The sequence below is a fragment of the Streptomyces sp. NPDC090022 genome (assembly GCF_044748145.1).
Taxonomy (GTDB): domain Bacteria; phylum Actinomycetota; class Actinomycetes; order Streptomycetales; family Streptomycetaceae; genus Streptomyces.
Window position 1 is genome coordinate 175037 of the sequence record NZ_JBIVFN010000004.1, and the last position, 24377, is coordinate 199413.

The window sequence follows — 24377 nt, forward strand, 5'->3', positions numbered from 1 at the left end:
ACGGACAGAAAGTCGTAGGTACTGCTACGCCGGGAGCCCTTATCGCCTCTGCATACGCCGGACAGCCAAGGAGGCCGCGCATCACCGTCCAGGAGGACGGCGCGGGCCTCGAAAACCGAGGGGACTACGACAGACGCGAGCGCAGCCTGCTAGGTCTGAGGAGCACAGGCTCGCAGCGCAACTTGTAGCATACGGGGGGAGCCGGACAGGGTCAATGCGCGAAGGCGCACACCCGGGGCGGATCGCCGCATTTCCGGCACAACTCGTGGGCGCGGGCCCACCGAAGACACCGAAGACTACGACGACGGGCCCCATGAACCAAGAGGACTACCTCCCCCAGGACGCGTACGAAGCCGAGGGCGACGCCCCGGACGACGCCGGGGACGACACCGAGGCCACGCGGCGTGCGGCCGGGGAGGCGGAGAGCAGCCGCGCCAGCCGTGGCTGGTGGGACCGCAACGCCGACGAGTACCAGAGCGAGCACGGCGCGTTCCTGGGCGACGACCGCTTCGTCTGGGGACCGGAGGGCCTGGACGAGGCGGACGCCGCGCTGCTGGGCCCGGCGGCCGCCCTGAAGGGCCTGGACATCCTGGAGATCGGCGCCGGGGCGGCGCAGTGCGCCCGCTGGCTGGCCGCGCAGGGCGCCCGCCCGGTGGCCCTGGACCTCTCGCACCGCCAGCTCCAGCACGCGCTGCGGATCGGGGACGAGGTCCCGCTCGTGGAGGCGGACGCCGGTGCGCTGCCCTTCCGGGACGGCTCCTTCGACATGGCGTGCTCGGCGTACGGGGCGGTGCCCTTCGTCTCCGACCCGGTGAACGTCTTCCGCGAGGTGCACCGGGTGCTGCGGCCCGGCGGCCGCTGGGTCTTCTCCGTCACCCACCCCGTCCGCTGGGCGTTCCCCGACGAGCCGGGTCCCGAGGGCCTGTCCGTCTCGGCGTCCTACTTCGACCGGACTCCGTACGTCGAGCAGGACGAGCACGGCCGGGCGGTGTACGTGGAGCACCACCGCACCCTCGGCGACCGGGTGCGGGACCTGGTGGCGGCCGGGTTCCGGCTGGTGGACCTGGTGGAGCCGGAGTGGCCGGCGTGGAACCGGCAGGAGTGGGGCGGCTGGTCCCCGCTGCGCGGCAACCTGATCCCGGGGACCGCGGTCTTCGTCTGCGTCCGCGACGGCGGCTGAGGGGGCCACGAGCGTGATCCGTACCGCCGCGCTGGAGGCCCTGCCCGTACGGGAGGCCGTGCCCGCCCTCGTCGACGCGCTGGACGCGCACGGGGCGGCGGTGCTGTGCGCGCCGCCCGGCACGGGCAAGACCACGCTGGTGCCGCTGGTCCTGGCCGGGCTGGTGGGCGGCGGGCCCCGGCGCCGGGTGGTGGTCGCCGAGCCCCGGCGGATCGCGGCGCGGGCCGCAGCGCGGCGGATGGCGTGGCTGCTGGGCGAGCCGGTGGGCGCCGCGGTCGGTTTCACGGTGCGCGGCGAGCGCGTGGTGGGGCCCCGGTGCGCGGTGGAGGTGGTGACCACGGGCGTGCTGCTCCAGCGGCTCCAGCGGGACCAGGAGCTTGCGGGCGTCGACGTGGTGGTGCTGGACGAGTGCCACGAGCGGCACCTGGACGCCGACACGGTCGCCGCGTTCCTCCTCGACGTACGCCAGACCCTGCGCCCGGAGCTGCGGCTGGTGGCGGCGTCGGCGACGACGGACGCGGCCGGGTGGGCGCGGCTGCTGGACGACGCGCCGGTGGTGGAGGCGGCCGGGGTCGCGTACCCGGTGGAGGTCGTGTGGGCGCCGCCGGCCCGGCCGGTGCGGCCGCCGCACGGTATGAGGGTGGATCCGGCGCAGCTGGCGCATGTCGCGTCGGTCGTCCGGCGGGCGCTGGCGGAGCGGACGGGGGACGTGCTGTGTTTCCTGCCCGGCGTCGGGGAGATCGCGCGGGTGGCGGGGCAGCTGGCCGGGGTGGACGCGGAGCTGTTGCAGGTGCACGGGCGGGCGCCGGCGGCGGTGCAGGACGCGGTGCTGTCCGGGGGCACCGGGCGCCGCCGGGTGGTGCTGGCGACGTCGGTGGCGGAGTCGAGCCTGACCGTGCCGGGGGTGCGGGTGGTGGTGGACTCGGGACTGGCCCGGGAACCGCGGGTGGACCATGCGCGGGGGCTGGGCGCGCTGACGACCGTACGGGCGTCGCGGGCGGCCGGGCGCCAGCGGGCGGGACGGGCCGGGCGTGAGGCGCCGGGTACGGTGTACCGCTGCTGGTCGGAGCCGGAGCACGACCGCCTGCCGGCGTTCCCGGCGCCCGAGATCCGGCTGGCCGACCTGACGGCGTTCGCCCTCCAGGCGGCGTGCTGGGGCGACCCCGACGCGTCGGGCCTGGCCCTGCTGGACCCGCCGCCGGCGGGTGCGCTGGCCGCGGCCCGTGAGGTCCTGGCGGCGGTGGGCGCGGTCGACGCGGCCGGCCGGGTGACGCCCCGCGGGATCCGCATGTCGCGCCTCGGCGTGCACCCGCGACTGGCCCGCGCCCTGCTGGACGGCCCGCCCGGGGCGGCGGAGGTGGTGGCGCTGCTCAGCGAGGAACCCCCGCGGGAGTACGGCGCCGACCTGGCCACGGCGTGGCGCCGGGCCCGCGCGGGCGGCGACGCGTACGCCGCCCGCTGGCGCGCGGAGTCCCGCCGCCTGTCCCGATCGGCCGCCACCGCCGCCGAGCCGGGCGGCACCGTGCCGGGAACCGTGCCACACGGATCCACCGCCCCGGCCGCCATCGCCGCGGAGCCGAGCGGGGCCGTGCCCGGAACCGTGCCGCACGAATCCGCCGCCCCGGCCGGCATCCCCGCGAAGCCCTCCCCCACCCCGCCCCTTCCCGCAACCGGGGCAGCGCCCCGGACCCCGGGCGACGCCGGCGCGGCGGCCGGGGCCGCGGCCCGGACGACCTCGCACGGGGTCGGCGACCCGGCCGGGTCCGGCGCCTGGACGCCTTCGGCCGGGGGCGATGACACGGCCGCAACCGCACGCCGGGCTCCGTCCGGCGGCAGCACCGGCGCCGTACCCGGAGGCGCCGGGGGGTGGGGGGCCACGGGCGGTGGCTCGCCCCGGACGCCGGGCGAGACCGGCGGCGGTACGGGGGCACGGAACGCACACCCGGGCGGCGACGGCGCCGCGCCCCGGACCCCAGGGGGGAGCGGTGGAGGTGTCCGGGGCGTGGGCCGTGGCGACGTCGTCGGGGGCCGGGCGGCGGGGCAGGACGTGGGGTCCGACGATGTGGTTGCCGGGAGGGTGGCCGCGCTCGCGTTTCCCGAGCGGGTGGCCCGGGCCAAGGGGGCCGGGGCCTTTCTGATGGCCTCCGGGACGGCGGCCGAGGCCGCCGACGGCTCGGGCCTGCGCGGCGCGCCCTGGCTGGCCGTCGCCGTCGCCGACCGGGCCGCCGGGGCCGCGTCCGCGCGCGTACGGCTCGCCGCCGTCATCGACGAGGAGACCGCCCGCGCGGCCGCCGCGCACCTGCTCGACGAGCGGGAGGAGGTGCACTGGGAGGACGGGGACGTCGTCGCCCGCCGGGTCGAGCGGCTGGGCGCCGTCGAGCTCACCGTGCGGCCGCTGAAGGCCCCCGGCCCGGCCCTCGTACGGGCCGCCCTCCTGGACGGCCTGCGCGCCGAGGGGACGGGGCTGCTGCGCTGGTCGGCCGACGCCCACGCGCTCCGCGCCCGCCTCGGCTTCCTGCACCGCACGCTCGGCGCACCCTGGCCCGACGTACAGGACGACGCCGTCCTCGTCGCCCGCGCCGACGACTGGCTGGAGCCGGAGCTGTCCCGGGCCCGGCGCCGCGCCGACCTCGGCCGGATCGACGCCGGCCAGGCCCTGGGGCGGCTGCTGCCCTGGGCCACGGGCGAGGCGGCCCGGCTCGACGAGCTGGCGCCCGAGCGCATCGAGGTGCCCAGCGGCTCCCGGATACGCCTGGACTACACCGGTGACCAGCCGGTCCTCGCCGTCAAGCTCCAGGAGCTGTTCGGGCTGGCCGAGACGCCGCGCGTGGCGGGCGTACCCGTCCTGGTCCACCTGCTCTCGCCGGCCGGGCGGCCCGCCGCGGTCACCGCCGACCTGGCGTCGTTCTGGCGCGAGGGCTACCGCGCCGTGCGCGCCGAGCTGCGCGGCCGCTATCCCAAGCACCCGTGGCCGGAGGACCCGGCGGCCGCCGAGCCGACCCGGCACACCAACGCCCGCCTCAGGCGCTGAGGGGCCCGGCGGCCGGAGCGGGCCGGCGGCGGTCCCGCGCCTCCATCCACAGCGCCAGCCCGAACAGCACCACCGCGCTCACGCCGAGCCCGATCGGCGCGTACGTGTGCAGGGCGAGGACCTTGCTCCGGTTCGCCGCCACCAGTTCGCGGGTGTGGGCGGCGTAGTCCTCGCGCATCTTGACGTGCCCGGCGAAGACGGTGAGCTTCCCGTCCGGTGCCCCGGCCGCCAGCCCGCCGCGCATCTCCTGCTCGATGACCTGCTCGGCGTTGACCGGCGCGCCGGTGACCGGGTCGACCCAGAACATCGCCTTGACCTTGTACCAGAGGCTGGTGCCGGTGGTCTGCTCGAAGGTCGCCGGGTCGATGCCCTCGATCGGCATCTTCTTCGGGAGCGGGACCTTCGTCCACGGCACGTTCTGCTCGTAGTAGTAGACGTCCATCCCCTTGTACGTACGCGGGCCGACGTAGTGGATGGGCGAGGCGGTGCGGGTCTGCGCGTCGAAGTAGAGGTAGTCGCGCGGCTCGGTGAAGAACGGCCACTTGAACTCGATGCCCTCGCGCTTGACCGGGTCCCCGTCGACCATCTCGCCGGTGGCGTGGACCGGGTCCTGGGTGTGGGCGTCGAAGATGTAGCGCTCGGGGATCTGGGAGACCGTCTTCCCGTCCGGCCCCACGATGTGGGAGAGCGTGTCCCAGACGACGACGTCCTTGCCGGCGCTCGCCTCGATCTCCCTGGACGCCTCGACGTTGCCCTTGAGGGTCTGGATGATCGTGACCTTGTCGACCTTCTTGGGCGCCAGGCCGGCGGTGTAGTCGAGGAGGGTCGCGTCCTTGGCCTCCAGGACCATCTCCTGGTACTGGCCCGGCGGGATCTTGGCGAGCCGCGGGTACGCGTACCAGCGCAGCAGGGGCGCGAAGGCGGTGCAGAACACGGCAAGGGCAAGCAGGACGAGACTCGCTCTGCGTCGCATGGCCGGCCTCCTTGACTACTGTCCGGGCGCGGCGGGCGCGGTGGTGAGCAGCGGCTTGGGCGACGTCGTGCCTTCCGAGGTCCCGACCGCCGTGAGGGCGAGGACGAGGGCGATGGCGGCGGCCAGCCCGATGGCGGCGGCGACGAGTGCGCGCATGCCGGCCTCCGAGATCTGATGGGGTGTCAGGGCGGAGGCACCGTAGCAACGCGTGGCCGAGATGAGAACCGTCTGGCGCCCACGTCCCCGCCCCTCCCGCCATGACCACGGCCACGGCCACGGCCACCGCCCCACGGTCCGGGCCGCGCCCCCGGCCGTGGCGGGGTCACGGGGTCGGGGTCGGGGCCGGTGACTTCGTCGAGGTCGCCTTGGGCGTGCCCGTGGGCGTGCCCGTGGGCGTGGGCATGGCCGTGGCCGTCGGGCTGGGCTTCGGCTTCGCGCTCGCCGTCGGGGTCGGCGTCGGGGTCGGCGTCGGCGTCGCCGAACCGCTCGGCGTCGGCGTCGGCGAACCGCTCGGCTTCGGGGACGGAGTCGGCTTCGGCTTCGGCTTCGGGGTCGGCGTCGGGGTCGGCTTCGGCGTCGGCGTCGGCTTGGGGCTCGGCGTCGGCTTCGGCTTCGGGTCCGGGCGCGTCGGGCCGGGCGCGGCCGGGGTGTCCGGGGTCTGGTGGGCGCCCTGGAGGTAGTACGTGAACCAGGAGCGGACCGTACGCAGGTATTCCGTCGAGTGGTTGTACGACAGGACCGCCCGGTCCAGGTCGGCCGGCAGCCGCAGGTCGCGGTTGCCCGCGCACAGGTAGCGTCCGGCGGCCAGGGCCGCGTCGTACACGTTGTTCGGGTTGCGGCGCCCGTCGCCGTCCGCGTCCTGGCCCCACGCGGCCCACGTGGACGGGATGAACTGCATCGGGCCGACCGCCCGGTCGTACACGGCGTCCCCGTCGTACACGCCCCCGTCCGTGTCGGGGATGTTGGCGAACGGCCCGCCGTTGAGCACCGGCCCGAGGATCGGCCGCAGCGTCGTACCGGCGGCGTCGACCTGCCCGCCGCGCGCCTGCCCGGACTCGACCTTGCCGATCGCCGCGAGCAGCTGCCAGCGCAGCCCGCACCGGGGGTCGTCGCGGCCCACCGTGCGCTCCGCGCCCTGGTACGCCGCGAGCACGCTCGCCGGTATCCCCCGCGCGCCCTCGCCCGCGCCCACGGCGATCACCGTTTCGGGGCGCGCGGCGGCGTCGCCGGAGGCCGGCGCGGGCGTCTGCGCGGGCGTCGGCTCGGGCGCGGGGGCCGTCGGCGGCACGGCCGGCGGCTGCGGGCCGGTCAGCGGCGGGAGTTCGGTGAAGTACGCCGAGTCGCCGCCCCCGGTGGCCCCGGCGGCGGCCCCGGTCCCGGCCGGCGCGGGCGGCGACGCGGATGGCGCGCGGCCCTCACCGGCCGCGCGTATCCGGTCCCCGTGCCCGCGGTCCGGCCCCTGCGAGGCGGTCACCGCGGCGACCACCAACGTCGAGACCAGGGCGGCGGCCCCACCCCTGCGCAGCTTGCGTCCGAATCCAGCCGACATGGGCCGGGCCCCCTCCCCCTCGCCGTGCGCGTGACCCTACGTCAGTTCCCTTCGTCATGCACCGATCAGGAACCTACTTCACACCTTCCCCACGACTTCCGCAGGTCACGCATACTGAACAGCACGCAGAGCGAGGGGAAATGCCATGCCGTTCACACTCAGCCACGCGGCGGCCGTGCTGCCCGGGCTGACCCGGTCGGGCCGCGGGCGGGGGGCACTGGTGGCCTCGGCGCTCGTCCTGGGCTCCTTCGCCCCCGACACGTTCTACTTCCTGGACGCGGTCGTCGAGGGGGTGATGCCGTACGGGGACTTCACCCACTCCCCGCTGGGCGTCGTGACGGCCGACGCCCTGCTGACCGCCGCGCTCGTGGCCTGCTGGCTGCTGCTGCGAGAGCCGCTGGTCGCGCTGCTCCCGCGGGCCTGGCAGGGCAGGGTGCACACGTTCGTGCGCGGCGAGCGGTGGCGGCGCGAGCGCCGGCCGGCCGCCCTGCTGGGGTGGTTCTACCTCTCGGCGGTCGCCGGCTCGTTCACGCATGTGGCGTGGGACAGCTTCACGCACCTGGACCGGTACGGGACGAACGCCCTGCCCGGCCTGAGCACCTTGTACGGGGGCTTTCCCTTCTATACGTACGTGCAGTACGGCTCGTCCGTCCTGGCGGCCGCCGTCCTGGCCTGGTTCACGGTGACGGCGCTGCGCCGGATCCCGGCCTGTGAGCCGCCCGCCGCCGTGCCCCGGCTCAGCCGGGCGGAACGGTGGGCGGGGCTCGCGCTGGTCGCCGTCAGCGTGGGCACCGGCGTCACGCTGCGCGTCGTGCGCTTCTACACCTTCTTCGACCGCATCCGCTCCCCGCTCGACATCATCCCGACCGTCTGCTTCGGCGCGGGCGGCGGACTGATGGTGGGGCTGGTGCTCTACGGGGTGATGGTCCGGCTGCGCCACCGCCGCCGTCCGCCGGTCCCGCCGCGGCAGACGCGTACGCCCGTCCCCACCACCAGGTAGCAGGAACGGGCGTACGGGAACGGGCGTACGGGACGGCCCGGACGATCAGGTCAGTGCGCCGCCGACTCCCAGTCCGCGCCGACACCGACCGACACGTCCAGCGGGGCACGCAGCTCGACGGCGGCCGCCATCTCGCGGCGCACCAGCTCCTCCACCCGCTCGCGCTCGCCCGGGGCGATCTCCAGCACGATCTCGTCGTGGACCTGGAGCAGCATCCGCGAGGAGAGACCGGCCCCGGCCAGCGCCCGGTCCACCCGCAGCATCGCGACCTTGACGATGTCGGCCGCGGTGCCCTGGATCGGGGCGTTGAGCGCCATCCGCTCGGCGGCCTCACGGCGCTGGCGGTTGTCGCTGTTCAGGTCGGGCAGGTAGCGGCGGCGGCCGAACACCGTGGCCGTGTACCCGGTGGCGCGGGCCTCCTCCACGACGCGGCCCAGGTAGTCCCGGACCCCGCCGAACCGCTCGAAGAAGGTGTCCATCAGGCCGCGCGCCTCGGCGGGCTCGATGTTCAGCTGCTGCGCCAGGCCGAACGCCGACAGCCCGTACGCCAGGCCGTACGACATGGCCTTGATCTTGCGGCGCATCTCGGCGTCGACGGCGGACCGCTCCACCCCGAACACCTGGGAGGCGACGGTGGTGTGCAGGTCCTCCCCGGACAGGAACGCCTCGATCAGGCCCTCGTCCTCGGACAGGTGGGCCATCACGCGCAGCTCGATCTGGCTGTAGTCGGCGGTCATGAGGGACTCGAAGCCCTCGCCGACGACGAAGCCGCGGCGGATGGCCCGGCCCTCGTCGGTGCGCACCGGCACGTTCTGCAGATTGGGGTCGGTGGAGGACAGCCGGCCGGTGGCGGCGACGGTCTGGCTGAAGGTGGTGTGCACCCGGCCGTCGGCGGCGACCGTCTTGACCAGGCCCTCGACGGTGACGCGCAGCTTGGCCTGCTCACGGTGCCGGAGCATGATCACCGGCAGTTCGTGGTCGGTCTGGGTGGCCAGCCACGCCAGCGCGTCCGCGTCCGTGGTGTACCCGGTCTTGGTCTTCTTCGTCTTCGGCAGGTCCAGCTCGCCGAAGAAGACCTCCTGGAGCTGCTTGGGCGAGCCCAGGTTGAACTCGTGGCCCACCGCCGCGTGCGCCTCCTTCACCGCCTGCTGGACGGCGCCCGCGAACTGCTGCTCCATCGCCTCCAGGTGGTCGCGGTCGGCGGCGATGCCGGCCCGCTCCATCCGGGCCAGCAGCTCGGACGTCGGCAGCTCCATGTCGTGCAGCAGCTCGGCCGCGCCGACCTCGGCGAGCTTGCCGGTGAAGGCATCCCCCAGGTCCAGGACCGCGCGGGCCTGCGCCATCAGCGCCTCGGCCTCCGCGGTCTCGTCGGCGCCGAACGCCAGCTGCCCGTCCGCCGCGGCGGGCTGCAGCTCGCGGTGCAGGTACTCCATGGACAGCGCGTCCAGCGCGAAGGACCGCCGGCCCGGCTTGACCAGGTAGGCGGCCAGCGCCGTGTCCATGGTCACGCCGGCCAGCGACCAGCCGTGCTCGGGCAGCACCCGCCACAGCCCCTTGGCGTTGTGCACCACCTTGGGCCGCGCCTCGTCCGCCAGCCAGTCCACCAGCGCCCGCTCGTCGGCCTCGTCCAGCTCCGACGGCTGGAACCAGGCCGCCGCCCCGCCGGCCGACGCCAGCGCGATCTCGCTGACGCTGCCGGCGCCCAGCGCCCACGCGTCCGCCGTCGCCACACCCAACGGCCCGCCCGCGTGCGCGGCCAGCCACGGGGCCAGCTCGCCCGCGGCCAGCACGCTTCCGTCCAGCTCCACGCCGGCCTCCGGGGCCGGCGCCTGCTCCTGCTCGGCGCCCGGGTCCACGGCCAGCAGCCGCTCGCGCAGCGAGGCGTTGCGGATCTCCAGCACGTCCAGCACGCCCTTGACGGCCGCCACGTCGTACGCCGCCCGCTCCAGGTCGGCCGGGGTCCGGTCCAGCGCGACGTCACGCACCATCTCGGTCAGCACCCGGTTGAGCTTCACGGACTCCAGGTGGTCGCGGAAGTTCTGCCCCGCCTTGCCCTTGACCTCCTCGGCACGCTCCACGAGCTCCGCGAACGAACCGAACTGGTTGATCCACTTCGCCGCGGTCTTCTCGCCGACACCCGGGATGCCCGGCAGGTTGTCCGACGGGTCGCCGCGCAGCGCCGCGAAGTCCGGGTACTGCTGCGGGGTCAGCCCGTACTTCTCCTCGACCTTCTCCGGCGTGAAGCGGGTCAGCTCCGAGACGCCCTTGGTCGGGTACAGCACGGTGGTGTGCTCCGAGACCAGCTGGAACGAATCCCGGTCACCGGTGACGATCAGCACGTCGAAGCCGAGGGCCTCGGCCTGCGTCGCCAGCGTGGCGATCACGTCGTCGGCCTCGAAGCCGTCCACCGCGAAACGCGGCACGCGCATCGCGTCGAGCAGCTCGCCGATCAGCTCGACCTGCCCCTTGAACTCGTCCGGGGTCTTGGAACGGTTCGCCTTGTACTCGGGGAACTCCGTCGAACGCCACGTCTTGCGCGAGACGTCGAACGCCACCGCGAAGTGCGTGGGCGCCTCGTCACGCAGCGTGTTCGCCAGCATCGACGCGAAGCCGTAGATGGCGTTGGTCGGCTGGCCGCCCGCGGTCGTGAAGTTCTCCGCGGGCAGCGCGAAGAACGCCCGGTACGCCAGGGAGTGCCCGTCCATGAGCATCAGGCGCGGGCGCGCACCCGCGGTCGGAGCGGTCTTGTCGTCGGTCTTCTTCGATGCTGTCTCTGCCACACCGACGATCCTAGGCGGCCCCACTGACAAATCCGGCGTCGGCGATGTCGGCCCCGCGTGACAGGATCGGAGGCAGCACCACCCGCCGCACCGATGCTCGAAGGGGAGCGCCATGGCCGCCAAGCCGCCCGCAGGTGATCCGGTACAGGACGCGCCGCAGGTCGCGCCCCCCAAACACGCCGCCGCCGGGCTGCCGGCCATCGGCCACACCCTGCGCATCGCGCAGGCGCAGATGGGTGTGGCGCGCACCGCCCGGACCCTGCTCAAGGTCAACCAGAAGAACGGCTTCGACTGCCCCGGCTGCGCCTGGCCCGAGGGCGACAAGCGGCACACGGCGGAGTTCTGCGAGAACGGCGCGAAGGCCGTCGCCGAGGAGGCCACGCTGCGCCGGGTCACCCCCGAGTTCTTCGCCGCCCACCCGCTGGCCGACCTCGCCGGGCGCAGCGGCTACTGGCTGGGCCAGCAGGGCCGGATCACCCAGCCCATGTACCTGCCCGAGGGCGCCGACCGCTACGAGCCCGTCACCTGGGACCGGGCCTTCGCCGTCATCGCCGAGGAGCTCACCGCCCTCGGCTCCCCCGACGAGGCCCTCTTCTACACCTCGGGCCGCACCAGCAACGAGGCCGCGTTCCTCTTCCAGCTCTTCGCCCGCGAATTCGGCACGAACAACCTGCCCGACTGCTCCAACATGTGCCACGAGTCCTCGGGCTCCGCGCTGAACGAGACCATCGGCATCGGCAAGGGCAGCGTCTCCCTGGAGGACCTGCACCAGGCCGAGCTGATCATCGTCGCCGGGCAGAACCCCGGCACCAACCACCCGCGCATGCTCTCCGCCCTGGAACGGGCCAAGAAGGCCGGCGCGAAGATCATCTCGGTGAACCCGCTGCCCGAGGCCGGCATGGAGCGGTTCAAGAACCCCCAGACCCCGCACGGCATGCTCGTCGGCACCCCCCTCAACGACCTCTTCCTCCAGATCCGCATCGGCGGCGACCAGGCCCTCTTCCGCCTCCTGAACAAACTGGTCATCGAGGCCGGCGCGGTGGACGAGGCGTTCATCGCCGAGCACACCCACGGGTACGAGGACCTCGCGGCCGCCGCCAAGGACGCCGACTGGGAGCAGACCCTGACCGCCACCGGCCTCACCCGCCCCGAGATCGAACGCGCCCTGGCCATGATCCTGGCCTCCCGGCGCACCATCGTCTGCTGGGCCATGGGCCTGACCCAGCACAAGCACGCCGTCGCCACCATCCGCGAGGTCGTCAACCTCCTCCTGCTGCGCGGCGACATCGGCCGCCCCGGCGCCGGCGTCTGCCCCGTCCGCGGCCACTCCAACGTCCAGGGCGACCGCACCATGGGCATCTTCGAGCGGCCCGCACCGGCCTTCCTCGACGCCCTCGACCGCGAGTTCGCGATCACCTCGCCGCGCCACCACGGCTACGACGTGGTCCGCTCCATCCAGGCCCTGCGCGACGGCGAGGCCAAGGTCCTCTTCGCGATGGGCGGCAACTTCGTCGGCGCCACCCCCGACACCGACGTCACCGAGGCCGCCGTCCGCAGGGCCGCCCTCACCGTGCACGTCTCCACCAAGCTCAACCGCTCCCACGCGGTCACCGGCCGGCGCGCCCTGATCCTGCCCACCCTGGGCCGTACCGACAAGGACGTCCAGGCCTCCGGCAAGCAGTTCGTCACCGTCGAGGACTCCATGGGCATGGTCCACGCCTCGCGCGGCAACCTCCCGCCCGCCGGCCCCCACCTGCTCTCCGAGCCCGCCATCGTGGCCCGCATGGCCCGCGCCGTCCTCGGCGCCGCCTCCACCACCCCCTGGGAGGAGTTCGAGCGGGACTACGCCACCATCCGCGACCGGATCTCCCGCGTCGTGCCCGGCTTCGAGGACTTCAACGCCCGCGCCGCCCGCCCCGAGGGCTTCCGCCTCCCGCACGCCCCGCGCGACGAGCGCCGCTTCCCCACCGCCACCGGGAAGGCGAACTTCACCGCCGCCCCCGTGGAGTACCCCGAGGTCCCCGAGGGCCGGCTGCTCCTGCAGACCCTGCGCAGCCACGACCAGTACAACACCACCATCTACGGCCTCGACGACCGCTACCGCGGCATCACCGGCGGCCGCCGCGTCGTCCTGGTCCACCCCGAGGACGCCACCGCCCTCGGCTTCGCCGACGGCGACTACGCCGACCTCGTCGGCGAGTGGAAGGACGGCGTCGAGCGGCGCGCACCCGGCTTCCGCGTCGTGCACTACCCGACCACGCGCGGCTGCGCCGCCGCGTACTACCCGGAGACCAATGTGCTGGTCCCCCTCGACTCCACCGCCGACACCAGCAACACCCCGGCGAGCAAGTCCGTGATCGTCCGCCTCGAACCGGCCACCGCGAAGGGCACCCCCGGCCAAGCGGCCGCTCAGTAGGCTGATAGGAACGGGGTTGACGATCGTTGACGAACGGAGCCGGCCCATGGGCGAACAGCACAGCGTGAAGTTCCCGCAGGAAGTCCTCGACGAGTACGCGGCCCTGGGCATCGACCTGCCCTCCCTCTTCTCGGCCGGACACCTCGGCGAGCGCATGGACATCCGCATCCTGGAGGCCGCGCCCGACAAGGTCGTCGGCACCATGCCCGTCGAGGGCAACACCCAGCCGTACGGCCTCCTGCACGGCGGCGCCTCCGCCGTGCTCGCCGAGACCCTCGGCTCGGTCGGCGCCATGCTCCACGGCGGCCACACCAGGATCGCCGTCGGCGTCGACCTCAACTGCACGCACCACCGCGGCGTCCGCTCCGGCCTGGTCACCGGCACCGCCACCCCCGTCCACCGCGGCCGCTCCACCGCCACGTACGAGATCGTCATCACCGACGAGGCGGACCGGCGCGTCTGCTCCGCCCGCCTCACCTGCCTGCTGCGCGACATCGACCCGCAACACCCCGGCAACGACTGACCGTTGTCACCGCACCCGGTGCCGGTCTAGCGTTCCCCGCATGGGATCGCGACCGGCGCCCCCGGGCGCCCCGGCCACCCGCCCGCGGGCGTGAACGGCACGAGCGGCATAGGCCCCGTCGAACCGGGCGAGGGCACCGCCGGCCACGACGACACCACCGGCCGCCGGGCCCCCGCGCGCGCCGCCACCGCCTCCGGGCGCACGAGCCCGCGTAGCCGCTCGGCCACCGCGCCGGCCCGGCGCCGTACGGTCGCGGCCCGGCGCCGTACGGACGCGGTCCGCGCCTGGGCCGGCCGCCACCCGCGCGCCCTGCTCGCCCTCGCCGCGGCCTGCGCGCTCGCCGCCGCCGGCGGCTACCTCCACTCCGCCCGGCCCCGCCCCGTACCGCCTGCACCACCCGCGCCGCCCCCCGCGCCCTCACAGGTGGTGTCCCTCGCATACGGGGAACCGGTGGCGGCGGGCCTGCCCGGCACCGCGCTCGCGTTCACCGTGCGTATCCGCACCTCGGCCGGACCGCCGGTCAGCATCGACCGGATCGACCAGCCGTCACGGGCACTGAGGGTGATGATCCGGCCACAGTTGCCGGTCGTCGTCGCCGCCGGAGAGGCGCGTGAGGTCGTTGTGGAGATTCAGGCGGTCGATTGCGTGCATGTAGCACGGAATGCGGGGCTCCCATTTCTGGAAGTAACCCTCAGTAATGAACGCCAGAAAGAAGCGCACAGTTACATCCTCGGTGACCGATATGCCGGTGATCTTTCCAAGGCCCTGACCAGCGCTTGTCCCGAAGACCGAGACCAGGCGTCACCAACGCCGTCATGACCAAAACCCGCTACACACCTGGGTTGTCAGCACTCAAACCACCGAACAGTACTGCCGCGTCTCAGCATACGGACACGACGAACCGGCCGGAATTCCCCCGTTCCACCCCCACAGTTCCGCTATGCATTACGCCGCGGCATAACAAGAGAGTCACATCATTGGCCCAAGCCCTCCATAACCTCCGACCCGGCGCCTAGAGTCACGGCCAGTCACCGCGAACCACCGGATTCCTTTCATGTTCGGTTTCCCGCGTTCGACTCGGCGCGTCCCACCGGGGACGCCCTGCCTGGAAAGGACAACTCGTGCGTCATCGTTCGCTCATTGCCGTGACGGCCGCGCTCGCCGCCGGATCCCTCACGCTCACTGCCTGTGGTTCGCGCGACGAGGGCAAGGGCAGCTCCGGAACTGCCGGCGACGTAACGGTCGTCATCGGCGTCGACGCCCCGCTCACCGGCGACCTCTCCGCCCTCGGCCTCGGCATCAAGAACTCCGCCGACCTCGCCGTCAAGCAGGCCAACGAGAAGAAGTACGTCAAGGGCGTCACCTTCAAGCTCGAAGCCCTCGACGACCAGGCACAGGCCTCCTCCGGCCAGCAGAACGCCACCAAGCTCGTCGCCAACAAGGACGTCCTCGGCGTCGTCGGCCCCCTCAACTCCTCCGTCTCCGAAGCCATGCAGAAGGTCTTCGACGACGCCAAGCTCCCCCAGATCTCCCCGGCCAACACCAGCCCCTCCCTCACCCAGGGGCCGAAGTGGGCCACCGGCGAGAAGACCCGCACCTACAAGAGCTACTTCCGCACCGCCACCACGGACGCCATCCAGGGCCCGTTCGCGGCGCAGTACCTCTTCAACAAGGCGGGCAAGAAGAAGGTCTTCCTGATCGACGACAAGAAGACCTACGGCGCCGGCCTCGCCGGCACCTTCAAGGGCGAGTTCACCAAGCTCGGCGGCCAGATCGCCGGCGAGGGCCACATCGACCCCGAGTCCAAGGACTTCTCGGCCATCGTCACCCAGGTCAAGAACTCCGGCGCCGACGTCGTCTACTACGGCGGCGAGTACCCCGCGGCCGGCCCGCTCAGCAAGCAGATCAAGGCCTCCGGCGCCAGCATCCCGCTGGTCGGCGGCGACGGCATCTACGACAAGAAGTACGTCGAGCTCGCCGGCGAAGGCGCCCAGGGCGACCTCGCCACCTCCGTCGGTGCCCCCGTCGAGTCCCTGCCGTCCGCCAAGGAGTTCATCGAGAACTACAAGAAGGCCGGCTACAAGGACCCCTACGCCGCCTACGGCGGTTACTCCTACGACTCCGCCTGGGCCATCATCGAGGGCGTCAAGAAGGTCGTCGACGCCAACGACGGCAAGCTGCCCGCCGACGCCCGCGCCAAGGTCCTCGAGGCCGTCCAGGGCGTCTCCTTCGACGGTGTGACCGGCAAGGTCTCCTTCGACCAGTACGGCGACGCCACCAACAAGCAGCTCACCGTCTACAAGGTCGAGGGCCCCGACTTCAAGGCCGTCGAGTCCGGCACCTTCGGCGGCTGACACCCACCCGCTAGCCAGCTAGCACTCACCCACTCCTGCCGCGCGGGGCGCGCACACAAAGCGCCCCGCGCGGTGTCACATCCGTCGAAAGACTCGGAGGACCTGCGGTGCACGAACTGCCGCAACAGCTGGTCAACGGCCTGCTACTGGGATCCATGTACGGGCTTGTCGCCATCGGCTACACCATGGTCTACGGCATCGTCCAGCTCATCAACTTCGCCCACGGCGAGATCTTCATGACCGGCGGGTTCGGAGCCCTCACGGTCTGGCTGATGCTCCCCGCCGGCACCACCATGTGGGTCGCGCTGCCCCTCATGCTCATAGGCGCCATCATCGTCGCCACCCTCATCGCCGTCGGAGCCGAACGCTTCGCCTACCGGCCCCTGCGCAGCGCCCCCCGCCTCGCGCCGCTCATCACCGCCATCGGCCTCTCCATCGCCCTCCAGCAGGCGGTCTGGGCCTGGTACCCCGACGCGAAGTCCTCCGTCGTCTTCCCCGAAATCCCCGGCGGCCCCTTCCACCTCGGAAGCATCACCATCCAGACCGGTGACGTCTTCCTCCTCCTCGCCGCCCCCCTCTCCATGGCCTTCCTCGGCTTCTTCGTCAAGAAGACCCGCACCGGCCGCGGCATGCAGGCCACCGCGCAGGACCCCGACACCGCCAAGCTCATGGGCATCAACACCGACCGCATCATCACGGTCGCCTTCGCCCTCGGCGCCGCGTTCGCCGCCGTCGGAGCCGTCGCCTACGGCCTCAAGTACGGCGAAGTCAACTTCAAGATGGGCTTCCTGCTCGGCCTCAAGGCCTTCACCGCCGCCGTCCTCGGCGGCATCGGAAACATCTACGGGGCCATGATCGGCGGCCTGGTGCTCGGCCTCGCCGAAACCCTCACCACCGTCTACATCGACGAGATCCCCGGCATGCAGCAGCTCGGCGGACAGTCCTGGGGCAACACCTGGGCGTTCGTCCTCCTCATCCTCGTGCTCCTCTTCCGGCCCCAGGGCCTGCTGGGGCAGCGCGTGGCGGACAGGGCGTGAGAACCATGACGACCACCATCACCACGGACACCACCAAGGCCCCGGCCACCCAGGACAAGGGATTCATCCCCCTCCCCGAGAAGACGGCCCGCGCCCTCGCCACCACAGGCGGCGCCCTCACCGTCCTCTCCTGCTTCCTCTCCTGGACCTGGACCGCCGCGTTCCCCGGAAACCTCACGGTCTACGGCTACCCCGGCGGCCTCCAGTGGCTCGTCCTCGTCGGCGGCGCCCTCACCACCCTCTTCGGCCTCGCCTCCTACGGCATCAAGGGCCTCGGCTGGCTCACCCCCGCAGGCGCCGACGGAGCCATCAAGCTCTCCGCCCTCGCCGCCTTCGGCACCGCCTGGTACACCGGCATCGCCATCTCCACCACCCTCGGCGGCCCCATCAACCTGGAGCCCGGCGGCGGCATCGCCCTGCTCGTCAGCCTCCTCGCCCTCGTCGGCGCCCTCGCCCTCCCCTTCAAGCGCCCCGCGCACGAAGCGGCCGACCCCGACGACGCCGGCTGGGACCTCTTCAAGCACAACGCCGCCAACCAGTGGACGACCTTCAAGGCGGCCTTCGCCTCCGGCCCCGTCCGCCCGGCCCGCGAACTCCCCGCCTGGGCCGAGATCCTCCTGATCGCCGCCCTCCTCGGCACCGGCCTCGGCGTCTTCACCTACGGCATCACCACCCCGTACCAGGAACTCTTCCTCGGCTTCCTGATCACCGCGGGCTTCGGCTTCGGCGCCATCAACAAGGCCGGCCTCATGGCCCGCGCCACCGCCCTCACCACCAAGCACCGCAACGTCGCCCTCGTCGGCGCCTTCGCCGCCGCGGCCGCCTTCCCCCTCACCCAGACCGACGACCAGTACGCGAACCTCGGCGTCAACATCCTGATCTTCGCCACCGTCGCCCTCGGCCTGAACATCGTCGTCGGCCTCACCGGCCTCCTCGACCTCGGATACGTCGCCTTCCTCGGCGTCGGCGCCTACACCGCCGCACTCGTCTCCGGATCCCCCAACTCGCCGTTCGGCGTACACCTCCCCTTCTGGGCCGCACTCCTCGTCGGCGCCGGCGCATCCATGGTCTTCGGCGTCCTCATCGGCGCCCCCACCCTCCGCCTGCGCGGCGACTACCTCGCCATCGTCACCCTCGGCTTCGGAGAGATCTTCCGCATCTCGATGAACAACCTCGACGGTGTCTCCGGCCCCGACATCACCAACGGCCCCAACGGCATCGCCAACGTCCCGAACATCAACCTCTTCGGATTCGACTTCGGCGCCGCCCACACCATCGCAGGCTTCACCATCGGCAGATTCGCCAACTACTTCCTGCTGATGCTCCTGATCACCCTCCTGGTGGTCCTCGTCTTCCGGCGCAGCGCCGAATCCCGCATCGGCCGCGCCTGGGTCGCCATCCGCGAAGACGAAACCGCCGCCGAAGCCATGGGCATCAACGGCTTCCGCGTCAAGCTCGTCGCCTTCGCCCTCGGCGCCACCCTCGCCGGATTCGCCGGCGTCGTCCAGGCACACGTCAACTACACGGTCACCCCCGACCAGTACGTGTTCGCCAACGCCGTCCCGCCGAACTCCGCCTTCCTCCTCGCCGCCGTCGTCCTCGGCGGCATGGGAACCATCTCCGGACCCCTCGTCGGCGGAGCACTCCTCTTCCTGCTCCCCAACAAGCTCCAGTCCCTCGGAGAACTCCAGCTCTTCGCCTTCGGCGTCGCACTCGTCATCCTGATGCGCCTGCGCCCCGAAGGCCTCATCCCCAACCGGCGCAACCAGCTCGAACTCCACGAGAACCTCGAAGCGCCCACAGTCCTCGGCAAGGCAGGGGCCTGACCCATGACGACCACCACGACCGAAACGGTCCTGGACGCCCGCGGCGTCACCATGCGCTTCGGCGGCCTCACCGCCGTCAAGAACGTCGACCTCACCGTCAACAGCGGCGAGATCGTCGGCCTCATCGGCCCCAACGGCGCCGGCAAGACCACCTTCTTCAACTGCCTCACCGGCCTCTACATCCCCACCGAGGGAGAGGTCCGCTACAAGGGCACCGTCCTGCCGCCCAAGTCCTTCAAGGTCACCGCGGCCGGCATCGCCCGAACCTTCCAGAACATCCGTCTCTTCAACAACATGACGGTCCTGGAAAACGTCCTCGTCGGCCGCCACACCCGCACCCGCGAAGGACTCTGGTCCGCCCTCCTGCGCCTGCCCGGCTTCCACAAGGAAGAAGCCGCCAGCCGCGAGAAGGCCATGGAGCTGCTGGAGTTCATCGGCCTCGCCGACAAGGCCGACCACCTCGCCCGCAACCTCCCCTACGGCGAACAGCGCAAGCTGGAGATCGCCCGGGCCCTCGCCAGCGACCCCGGCCTCATCCTCCTGGACGAGCCCACCGCCGGCATGAACCCGCAGGAGACCCGGGCCGCCGAAGAACTCATCTTCGCCATCCGGGACAAGGGCATCGCCGTCCTCGTCATCGAGCACGACATGCGCTTCATCTTCAACCTCTGCGACCGCGTCGCCTGCCTCGTCCAGGGCGAAAAGCTCATCGAAGGCACCGCCACCGAAGTCCAGAGCGACGAACGCGTCATCGCCGCCTACCTCGGCGAACCCTTCGAAGGCGCCCCCGGCGCCGAAGAAGCCGCCGAAGTCGAAGCCGCGGAAGTCCACGCCGCCGAAGCCCTCATCGAGGACGACACCACGGCAGACCCCGAGGCCGACGCTCCGGCGGACAGCACCACCAGCACGGACGGAGAAGCCAAGTGACCGCACTCCTGGAGGTCGAAGACCTCCGCGTCGCCTACGGCAAGATCGAAGCCGTAAAAGGCATCTCCTTCAGCGTCGACGCCGGCCAGATCGTCACCCTGATCGGCACCAACGGCGCCGGCAAGACCACCACCCTGCGCACCCTCTCCGGCCTCATCAAGCCCAAGAGCGGCCAGATCAAGTTCCAGGGCAAATCCCTCAAGAAGATCCCCGCCCACGACATCGTCAGCCTCGGACTCGCCCACTCCCCCGAGGGCCGGCACATCTTCCCCCGCATGACGATCGAGGACAACCTCCTCCTCGGCGCCTTCCTCCGCAAGGACAAGGACGGCATCGCCAAGGACGTCCAGCGCGCCTACGACCTCTTCCCCATCCTGGGCGAGAGGCGCAAGCAGGCCGCCGGCACCCTCTCGGGCGGCGAACAGCAGATGCTCGCCATGGGCCGCGCCCTGATGTCCCAGCCCAAACTGCTCATGCTGGACGAGCCCTCCATGGGCCTCTCCCCCCTCATGATGCAGAAGATCATGGCGACCGTCGCCGAACTCAAGGCCTCCGGCACGACCATCCTCCTGGTCGAACAGAACGCCCAGGCCGCGCTCTCCCTGGCCGACCAGGGCCACGTCATGGAGATCGGCAAGATCGTCCTGTCCGGCCCCGGCAACGAACTGCTCGTCAACGAGGACGTCCGCAAGGCCTACCTCGGCGAGGACTGATCACCGCCACGGCACCAACGACTGAGGCCCGCCTCCCCTCGGGGGGAGGCGGGCCTCACTCATGCACCACCGGGCCTCAGGCCTCACCCGTTGGCGGCGTTCTTCTTCTCCTCGGCGTCCTCGATGACCGCCTCCGCGACCTGCTGCATCGACATCCGCCGGTCCATCGACGTCTTCTGGATCCACCGGAACGCCGCCGGCTCCGACAGCCCGTACTGCGTCTGCAGAATGCTCTTCGCCCGGTCCACCAGCTTGCGCGTCTCCAGCCGCAGCGAAAGGTCCGCGACCTCCTTCTCCAGCGCCTTCAGCTCCGCGAACCGCGACACCGCCATCTCGATCGCCGGCACGACGTCGCTCTTGCTGAACGGCTTCACCAGGTACGCCATGGCCCCGGCGTCCCGCGCCCGCTCGACCAGGTCGCGCTGCGAGAACGCGGTGAGCATCAGCACCGGCGCGATGGACTCCGCGGCGATCTTCTCGGCGGCGGAGATCCCGTCGAGCACGGGCATCTTCACGTCGAGGATCACCAGATCCGGCCGGTGCTCCCGGGCGAGCTCGACGGCCGTCTGCCCGTCGCCGGCCTCCCCGACGACGGAGTAGCCCTCCTCCTCCAGCATCTCCTTGAGATCGAGCCGGATGAGCGCCTCGTCCTCGGCGATGACGACACGGGTCGTGAGCGGCGGGACATGCGACTGGTCGGCGTCGACGGGCATGGGCGACGACTCGTGCTCGGCGGTCACGGGGGCTCCTCGTTGCGGGGCTGCGCTGCTGCGTATGAGCCTACCTAGCAGCGAAGGGAGTGCGGCACAGGGTAGGCTTACGGCGCTGCTGCCAGCCCGGTTGGAGGAACTGGTCATACTCGCGGTGCTCAAACCACCGTGCCTTCGGGCATGTGGGTTCGAATCCCACACCGGGCACAGCCCAAAGGGCGGACATTCACTTTCGTGTGAATGTCCGCTTTTTGCTGCACTCAGCCACCACTCGTCACAGACAGTGGCGTCATGAAGTTTCACAGCCTCGAGGTGCGGCAGACCGCCCTCACCCTGCTGCGCAACGGCACTCGGAACGCAGAGGTCGCTCGGCGCCTGAAGGTGCCCGTCGGCACGATCAGCTACTGGAAACACACCGACCGTGCAAAGCGCGGCGAATGTGCCGCCGCCCGTAACCCGGAATGCCCACGTTGCGACGGCAGCCCGCTCGACACGCAGGCCTACGCCTACCTGCTGGGCCTCTACCTCGGCGACGGGCACATAAGCCACTACGCGGGTCACCGTGTACCGAGCCTCAGAATCACCTGCGGCGACAAATGGCCCGGCCTCATGGACGCCGCCGAGCAGGCGATGCGGCGGGTGTTCCCGTACAACCTGGTGTGCCGAGTACGCAAGGTCGGATGCCACGACGTCAAGGTGTCCTCGAAGCACCTGGAGTGCGCGTTCCCCCAGCACGGACCGGGCAGGAAGCACGAGCGCCCCATCGTGCTGGAGCCCTGGCAGCAGGAGATCGTCGACGAGTACCCCTGGGAGTTCATCCGGGGGCTGATCCACTCCGACGGGTGCCGGATCACGAACTGGACCGTTCGGAACGGCAAGCGGTACGAGTACCCCCGGTACCTCTTCGCCAACAAATCCGACGACATCCGGAAACTGTGCACCGACACCCTGACCAAGGTCGGCGTCCAGTGGACCGTGCTGGCCCGGGGCAGCGACCCCTTCAACGTGTCCGTGGCCCGCAAGGGGTCCGTCGCGCTGATGGACGTCCATGTCGGGGCCAAGTACTAGCGGGTCAGCGGAGGGGGGTGCCGATGTGGTGGACGCGAACGAGGTTGGTGGTGCCGGTGACGCCGGGGGGTGAGCCGGCGGTGATGACGACGGTGTCGCCGGGGGCGCAGCGGCCGATGCGCAGGAGTTCTTCGTCGACCTGGGCAACCATGGCGTCGGTGGAGTCGACGTGGGGGCCGAGGAAGGTTTCGACGCCCCAGGTGAGGTTGAGCTGGGAGCGGGTGGCGGGGTCGGGGGTGAAGGCGAGGAGGGGGATGGGTGAGCGGTAGCGGGAGAGGCGGCGGACGGTGTCGCCGCTCTGGGTGAAGGCGACGAGGAATGTGGCGCCGAGGAAGTCGCCCATTTCGGCGGCGGCGCGGGCGACGGCGCCGCCTTGGGTGCGGGGCTTGCTGCGTTCGGTGAGGGGTGGGAGGCCCTTGGCGAGGATGTCCTCTTCGGCGGCTTCGACGATGCGGGACATGGTGCGTACGGTTTCGATGGGGTGTTTGCCTACGCTGGTTTCGCCGGAGAGCATGACGGCGTCGGTGCCGTCGATGACGGCGTTGGCGACGTCGCTGGCTTCGGCGCGGGTGGGGCGGGAGTTGTCGATCATCGAGTCGAGCATCTGGGTGGCGACGATGACGGGTTTGGCGTTGCGCTTGGCGAGTTTGATGGCGCGCTTCTGGACGATGGGGACTTGTTCGAGGGGCATTTCGACGCCGAGGTCGCCGCGGGCGACCATGATGCCGTCGAAGGCGGCGACGATGTCGTCGATGTTGTCGACGGCTTGGGGTTTTTCGATTTTGGCGATGACGGGGAGGCGTCGGCCTTCTTCGTCCATGATGCGGTGGACGTCTTCGATGTCGCGGCCGCTGCGGACGAAGGAGAGGGCGATGACGTCGGCGCCGGTGCGCAGGGCCCAGCGGAGGTCTTCGACGTCCTTGTCGGAGAGGGCGGGGACGGAGACGGAGACGCCGGGGAGGTTGAGGCCTTTGTGGTCGGAGACCATGCCGCCTTCGATGACGCGGGTGTGGACGCGGGGGCCGTCGACGTGGGTGACTTCGAGGGTGACGCGGCCGTCGTCGACGAGGATGCGTTCGCCGGTGGTGACGTCGGTGGCGAGGCCGTTGTAGGTGGTGCCGCAGGTGTGGCGGTCGCCGGGGACGTCGTCGGTGGTGATGGTGAAGCTGTCGCCGCGTTCAAGGAGTACGGGGCCTTCGTGGAAGCGGCCGAGGCGGATCTTCGGGCCTTGAAGGTCGGCGAGGATGCCGACGCTGTGGCCGGTCTCGTCGGAGGCCTTGCGTACGTGGTGGTAGCGCTCCTCGTGTTCGGCGTAGGTGCCGTGGCTGAGGTTGAGGCGGGCGATGTCCATTCCGGCTTCGACCAGGGCCTTGATCTGGTCGTATGAGTCGGTGGCGGGGCCCAGGGTACATACGATTTTCGCTCGGCGCATGGGGTGAGGTTATGCCCTACCGGGCGGTAGGAAATGGGCTGTGGGTGTCGTCTCAACAACCTTTGGGCGAAAGGTTGTTGACACTTGTTGAATGGGCGTGGGGGTGCTCTGATGAGCACCCCCGGGGGTGTGGGTCAGAGCTGTGGCGGGGTCATGGTGAAGCGGGCGTTGACCTGGGCGTAGACGCTCTGCCGTTGGGGTTCGAGGTCGAGGGCGGGGGCGCCGGCGTCTTCGGCGCCGTAGGCCATGGTGCGCATCATGCCGGCGGGGGCGGCCATGGTGAGGGGGGTGGCGTTCTCGGCGCCGAGGTCGGCGAGTTCGACGAGGGCGGTGAGGCGGGCGCCGAGGGCTTCGGCGTATTCGCGGGCGCGTTGGACGGCTTCGTGGACGGCTTGTTTGCGGGCTTCGCCGTGGGCGGGCGAGTCGGGGCGCAGGGCCCACCAGGGGCCGTCGACGCGGGTGAGGTCGAGGTCGGCGAGGCGGGTGGTGAGTTCGCCGAGGGTGGTGAAGTCGCTGAGTTCGGCGGTGATGAGGACGCGGCCGTGGTAGGCGCGGATGCGTTCGCCGCGGCCGTGGCGGGTGAGTTCGGGGGTGATGGAGAAGGCGCCGGTTTCGAGTTTTTCGACGGGGTCGCCGTAGCTCTTGATGAGGTCGAGGACGGTGGTGTTGCGGCGGGTGAGGTCGTCGAGGGCGGTGCGGCGGTCGGTGCCGCGGGCGCTGACGGTGATGGTGATGCGGGCGATTTCGGGGTCGACTTCGATGTGGGCTTCGCCGCGGACTGCGACGCGGGGCACTTCGGGGGTGCCGTAGGGCTGGGGCGTTGCGTCTGAGGTCATGGTTTCACTCTCGCACGGCGTC

Annotated in this window: 19 protein-coding genes and 1 tRNA gene; 13 read left to right on the top strand and 7 right to left on the bottom strand. The window is 71.6% G+C overall.

Annotated elements, in window-relative coordinates:
* Positions 1 to 313: 313 nt before the first annotated feature.
* Together ACIPXB_RS11210 and ACIPXB_RS11215 are read left to right on the top strand one after the other, a co-directional pair.
* Positions 314 to 1180 (top strand): class I SAM-dependent methyltransferase, encoded by an 867-nt coding sequence (locus ACIPXB_RS11210; protein ID WP_401447511.1) that lies wholly within the window; start codon positions 314 to 316, stop codon positions 1178 to 1180.
* A gap of 13 nt (positions 1181 to 1193) precedes the next feature.
* Positions 1194 to 4211: an ATP-dependent helicase C-terminal domain-containing protein gene (locus tag ACIPXB_RS11215; RefSeq protein WP_401447513.1), complete on the top strand. Its 3018-nt coding sequence runs from the start codon at positions 1194 to 1196 to the stop codon at positions 4209 to 4211.
* Here the strand turns inward: ACIPXB_RS11215 and ACIPXB_RS11220 are convergent.
* From ACIPXB_RS11220 to ACIPXB_RS11230, 3 genes are all read right to left on the bottom strand, one after another.
* The gene (locus ACIPXB_RS11220) at positions 4201 to 5184 is read right to left on the bottom strand and encodes a DUF3068 domain-containing protein (RefSeq protein ID WP_401447515.1); all 984 of its coding nucleotides are present in this window, start codon (positions 5182 to 5184) and stop codon (positions 4201 to 4203) included. The genes ACIPXB_RS11215 and ACIPXB_RS11220 overlap by 11 nt on opposite strands.
* Positions 5185 to 5199: 15 nt before the next feature.
* Complete coding sequence (locus ACIPXB_RS11225; protein WP_401447518.1) at positions 5200 to 5340, bottom strand: SPW_0924 family protein; 141 nt, start codon at positions 5338 to 5340, stop codon at positions 5200 to 5202.
* A 166-nt stretch (positions 5341 to 5506) separates the two neighbouring features.
* Positions 5507 to 6733: a lytic transglycosylase domain-containing protein gene (locus ACIPXB_RS11230; RefSeq protein ID WP_401447521.1), complete on the bottom strand. Its 1227-nt coding sequence runs from the start codon at positions 6731 to 6733 to the stop codon at positions 5507 to 5509.
* Between the two features lie 145 nt (positions 6734 to 6878).
* Here ACIPXB_RS11230 and ACIPXB_RS11235 point away from each other — a divergent pair, with 145 nt between their 5' ends.
* On the top strand, positions 6879 to 7733 hold the full coding sequence (locus ACIPXB_RS11235; protein ID WP_401447523.1) for a DUF4184 family protein: 855 nt from the start codon (positions 6879 to 6881) through the stop codon (positions 7731 to 7733).
* A gap of 50 nt (positions 7734 to 7783) precedes the next feature.
* Here the strand turns inward: ACIPXB_RS11235 and polA are convergent, their stop codons facing one another.
* On the bottom strand, positions 7784 to 10513 hold the full coding sequence (gene polA / locus ACIPXB_RS11240; RefSeq protein WP_401447526.1) for a DNA polymerase I: 2730 nt from the start codon (positions 10511 to 10513) through the stop codon (positions 7784 to 7786).
* Between the two features lie 112 nt (positions 10514 to 10625).
* On the opposite strand from polA, the gene ACIPXB_RS11245 reads away from it, so the two are divergent.
* From ACIPXB_RS11245 to ACIPXB_RS11280, 8 genes are all read left to right on the top strand, one after another.
* Positions 10626 to 12929, top strand: coding sequence for an FdhF/YdeP family oxidoreductase (locus tag ACIPXB_RS11245; RefSeq protein ID WP_401447529.1), 2304 nt, complete (start codon positions 10626 to 10628; stop codon positions 12927 to 12929).
* A gap of 46 nt (positions 12930 to 12975) precedes the next feature.
* Complete coding sequence (locus ACIPXB_RS11250) at positions 12976 to 13452, top strand: PaaI family thioesterase (RefSeq protein WP_401447531.1); 477 nt, start codon at positions 12976 to 12978, stop codon at positions 13450 to 13452.
* Between the two features lie 450 nt (positions 13453 to 13902).
* On the top strand, positions 13903 to 14271 hold the full coding sequence (locus ACIPXB_RS11255) for a hypothetical protein (protein ID WP_401447533.1): 369 nt from the start codon (positions 13903 to 13905) through the stop codon (positions 14269 to 14271).
* Positions 14272 to 14573: 302 nt separating this feature from the next.
* Positions 14574 to 15806, top strand: coding sequence for a branched-chain amino acid ABC transporter substrate-binding protein (locus tag ACIPXB_RS11260; RefSeq protein ID WP_401447535.1), 1233 nt, complete (start codon positions 14574 to 14576; stop codon positions 15804 to 15806).
* Positions 15807 to 15913: 107 nt separating this feature from the next.
* Entirely contained in the window at positions 15914 to 16843 is a 930-nt protein-coding gene (locus ACIPXB_RS11265) for a branched-chain amino acid ABC transporter permease (protein WP_401447538.1), read from the top strand.
* Positions 16840 to 18669, top strand: a complete 1830-nt coding sequence (locus tag ACIPXB_RS11270; protein WP_401447540.1) for a branched-chain amino acid ABC transporter permease — start codon at positions 16840 to 16842, stop codon at positions 18667 to 18669. Before ACIPXB_RS11265 ends, ACIPXB_RS11270 begins: the two co-directional genes overlap by 4 nt.
* 3 nt (positions 18670 to 18672) lie before the next feature.
* Entirely contained in the window at positions 18673 to 19596 is a 924-nt protein-coding gene (locus ACIPXB_RS11275) for an ABC transporter ATP-binding protein (protein ID WP_401447542.1), read from the top strand.
* Entirely contained in the window at positions 19593 to 20309 is a 717-nt protein-coding gene (locus ACIPXB_RS11280) for an ABC transporter ATP-binding protein (RefSeq protein WP_401447544.1), read from the top strand. Before ACIPXB_RS11275 ends, ACIPXB_RS11280 begins: the two co-directional genes overlap by 4 nt.
* 83 nt (positions 20310 to 20392) lie before the next feature.
* On the opposite strand, the gene ACIPXB_RS11285 is transcribed toward ACIPXB_RS11280, so the two are convergent.
* Positions 20393 to 21022, bottom strand: a complete 630-nt coding sequence (locus ACIPXB_RS11285) for an ANTAR domain-containing response regulator (protein ID WP_401448255.1) — start codon at positions 21020 to 21022, stop codon at positions 20393 to 20395.
* A 121-nt stretch (positions 21023 to 21143) separates the two neighbouring features.
* Between ACIPXB_RS11285 and ACIPXB_RS11290 the strand changes: the two genes are divergently transcribed.
* A tRNA-Leu gene (locus tag ACIPXB_RS11290) sits at positions 21144 to 21226 on the top strand.
* Between the two features lie 84 nt (positions 21227 to 21310).
* Positions 21311 to 22087 carry a helix-turn-helix domain-containing protein gene (locus ACIPXB_RS11295; protein ID WP_401447547.1) on the top strand — a complete coding sequence of 259 codons (777 nt, stop codon included), beginning with the start codon at positions 21311 to 21313 and terminating at the stop codon, positions 22085 to 22087.
* 4 nt (positions 22088 to 22091) lie between these two features.
* Here ACIPXB_RS11295 and pyk read toward each other — a convergent pair whose 3' ends face one another.
* Both pyk and ACIPXB_RS11305 read right to left on the bottom strand, forming a co-directional pair.
* Complete coding sequence (pyk, locus tag ACIPXB_RS11300) at positions 22092 to 23519, bottom strand: pyruvate kinase (RefSeq protein WP_401447549.1); 1428 nt, start codon at positions 23517 to 23519, stop codon at positions 22092 to 22094.
* 134 nt (positions 23520 to 23653) lie between these two features.
* The gene (locus ACIPXB_RS11305; RefSeq protein ID WP_401447552.1) at positions 23654 to 24355 is read right to left on the bottom strand and encodes an SIMPL domain-containing protein; all 702 of its coding nucleotides are present in this window, start codon (positions 24353 to 24355) and stop codon (positions 23654 to 23656) included.
* Positions 24356 to 24377 lie beyond the last annotated feature (22 nt).

Bases quoted from the DNA above. Each gene is read 5' to 3' on its own strand.
- ACIPXB_RS11210 (WP_401447511.1), top strand. From the start codon at position 314: ATGAACCAAGAGGACTACCTCCCCCAGGACGCGTACGAAGCCGAGGGC.
- ACIPXB_RS11220 (WP_401447515.1), bottom strand. From the start codon at position 5,184: ATGCGACGCAGAGCGAGTCTCGTCCTGCTTGCCCTTGCCGTGTTCTGC.
- ACIPXB_RS11225 (WP_401447518.1), bottom strand. From the start codon at position 5,340: ATGCGCGCACTCGTCGCCGCCGCCATCGGGCTGGCCGCCGCCATCGCC.
- ACIPXB_RS11230 (WP_401447521.1), bottom strand. From the start codon at position 6,733: ATGTCGGCTGGATTCGGACGCAAGCTGCGCAGGGGTGGGGCCGCCGCC.
- ACIPXB_RS11235 (WP_401447523.1), top strand. From the start codon at position 6,879: ATGCCGTTCACACTCAGCCACGCGGCGGCCGTGCTGCCCGGGCTGACC.
- ACIPXB_RS11245 (WP_401447529.1), top strand. From the start codon at position 10,626: ATGGCCGCCAAGCCGCCCGCAGGTGATCCGGTACAGGACGCGCCGCAG.
- ACIPXB_RS11250 (WP_401447531.1), top strand. From the start codon at position 12,976: ATGGGCGAACAGCACAGCGTGAAGTTCCCGCAGGAAGTCCTCGACGAG.
- ACIPXB_RS11275 (WP_401447542.1), top strand. From the start codon at position 18,673: ATGACGACCACCACGACCGAAACGGTCCTGGACGCCCGCGGCGTCACC.
- ACIPXB_RS11285 (WP_401448255.1), bottom strand. From the start codon at position 21,022: ATGCCCGTCGACGCCGACCAGTCGCATGTCCCGCCGCTCACGACCCGT.
- ACIPXB_RS11295 (WP_401447547.1), top strand. From the start codon at position 21,311: ATGAAGTTTCACAGCCTCGAGGTGCGGCAGACCGCCCTCACCCTGCTG.
- pyk (WP_401447549.1), bottom strand. From the start codon at position 23,519: ATGCGCCGAGCGAAAATCGTATGTACCCTGGGCCCCGCCACCGACTCA.
- ACIPXB_RS11305 (WP_401447552.1), bottom strand. From the start codon at position 24,355: ATGACCTCAGACGCAACGCCCCAGCCCTACGGCACCCCCGAAGTGCCC.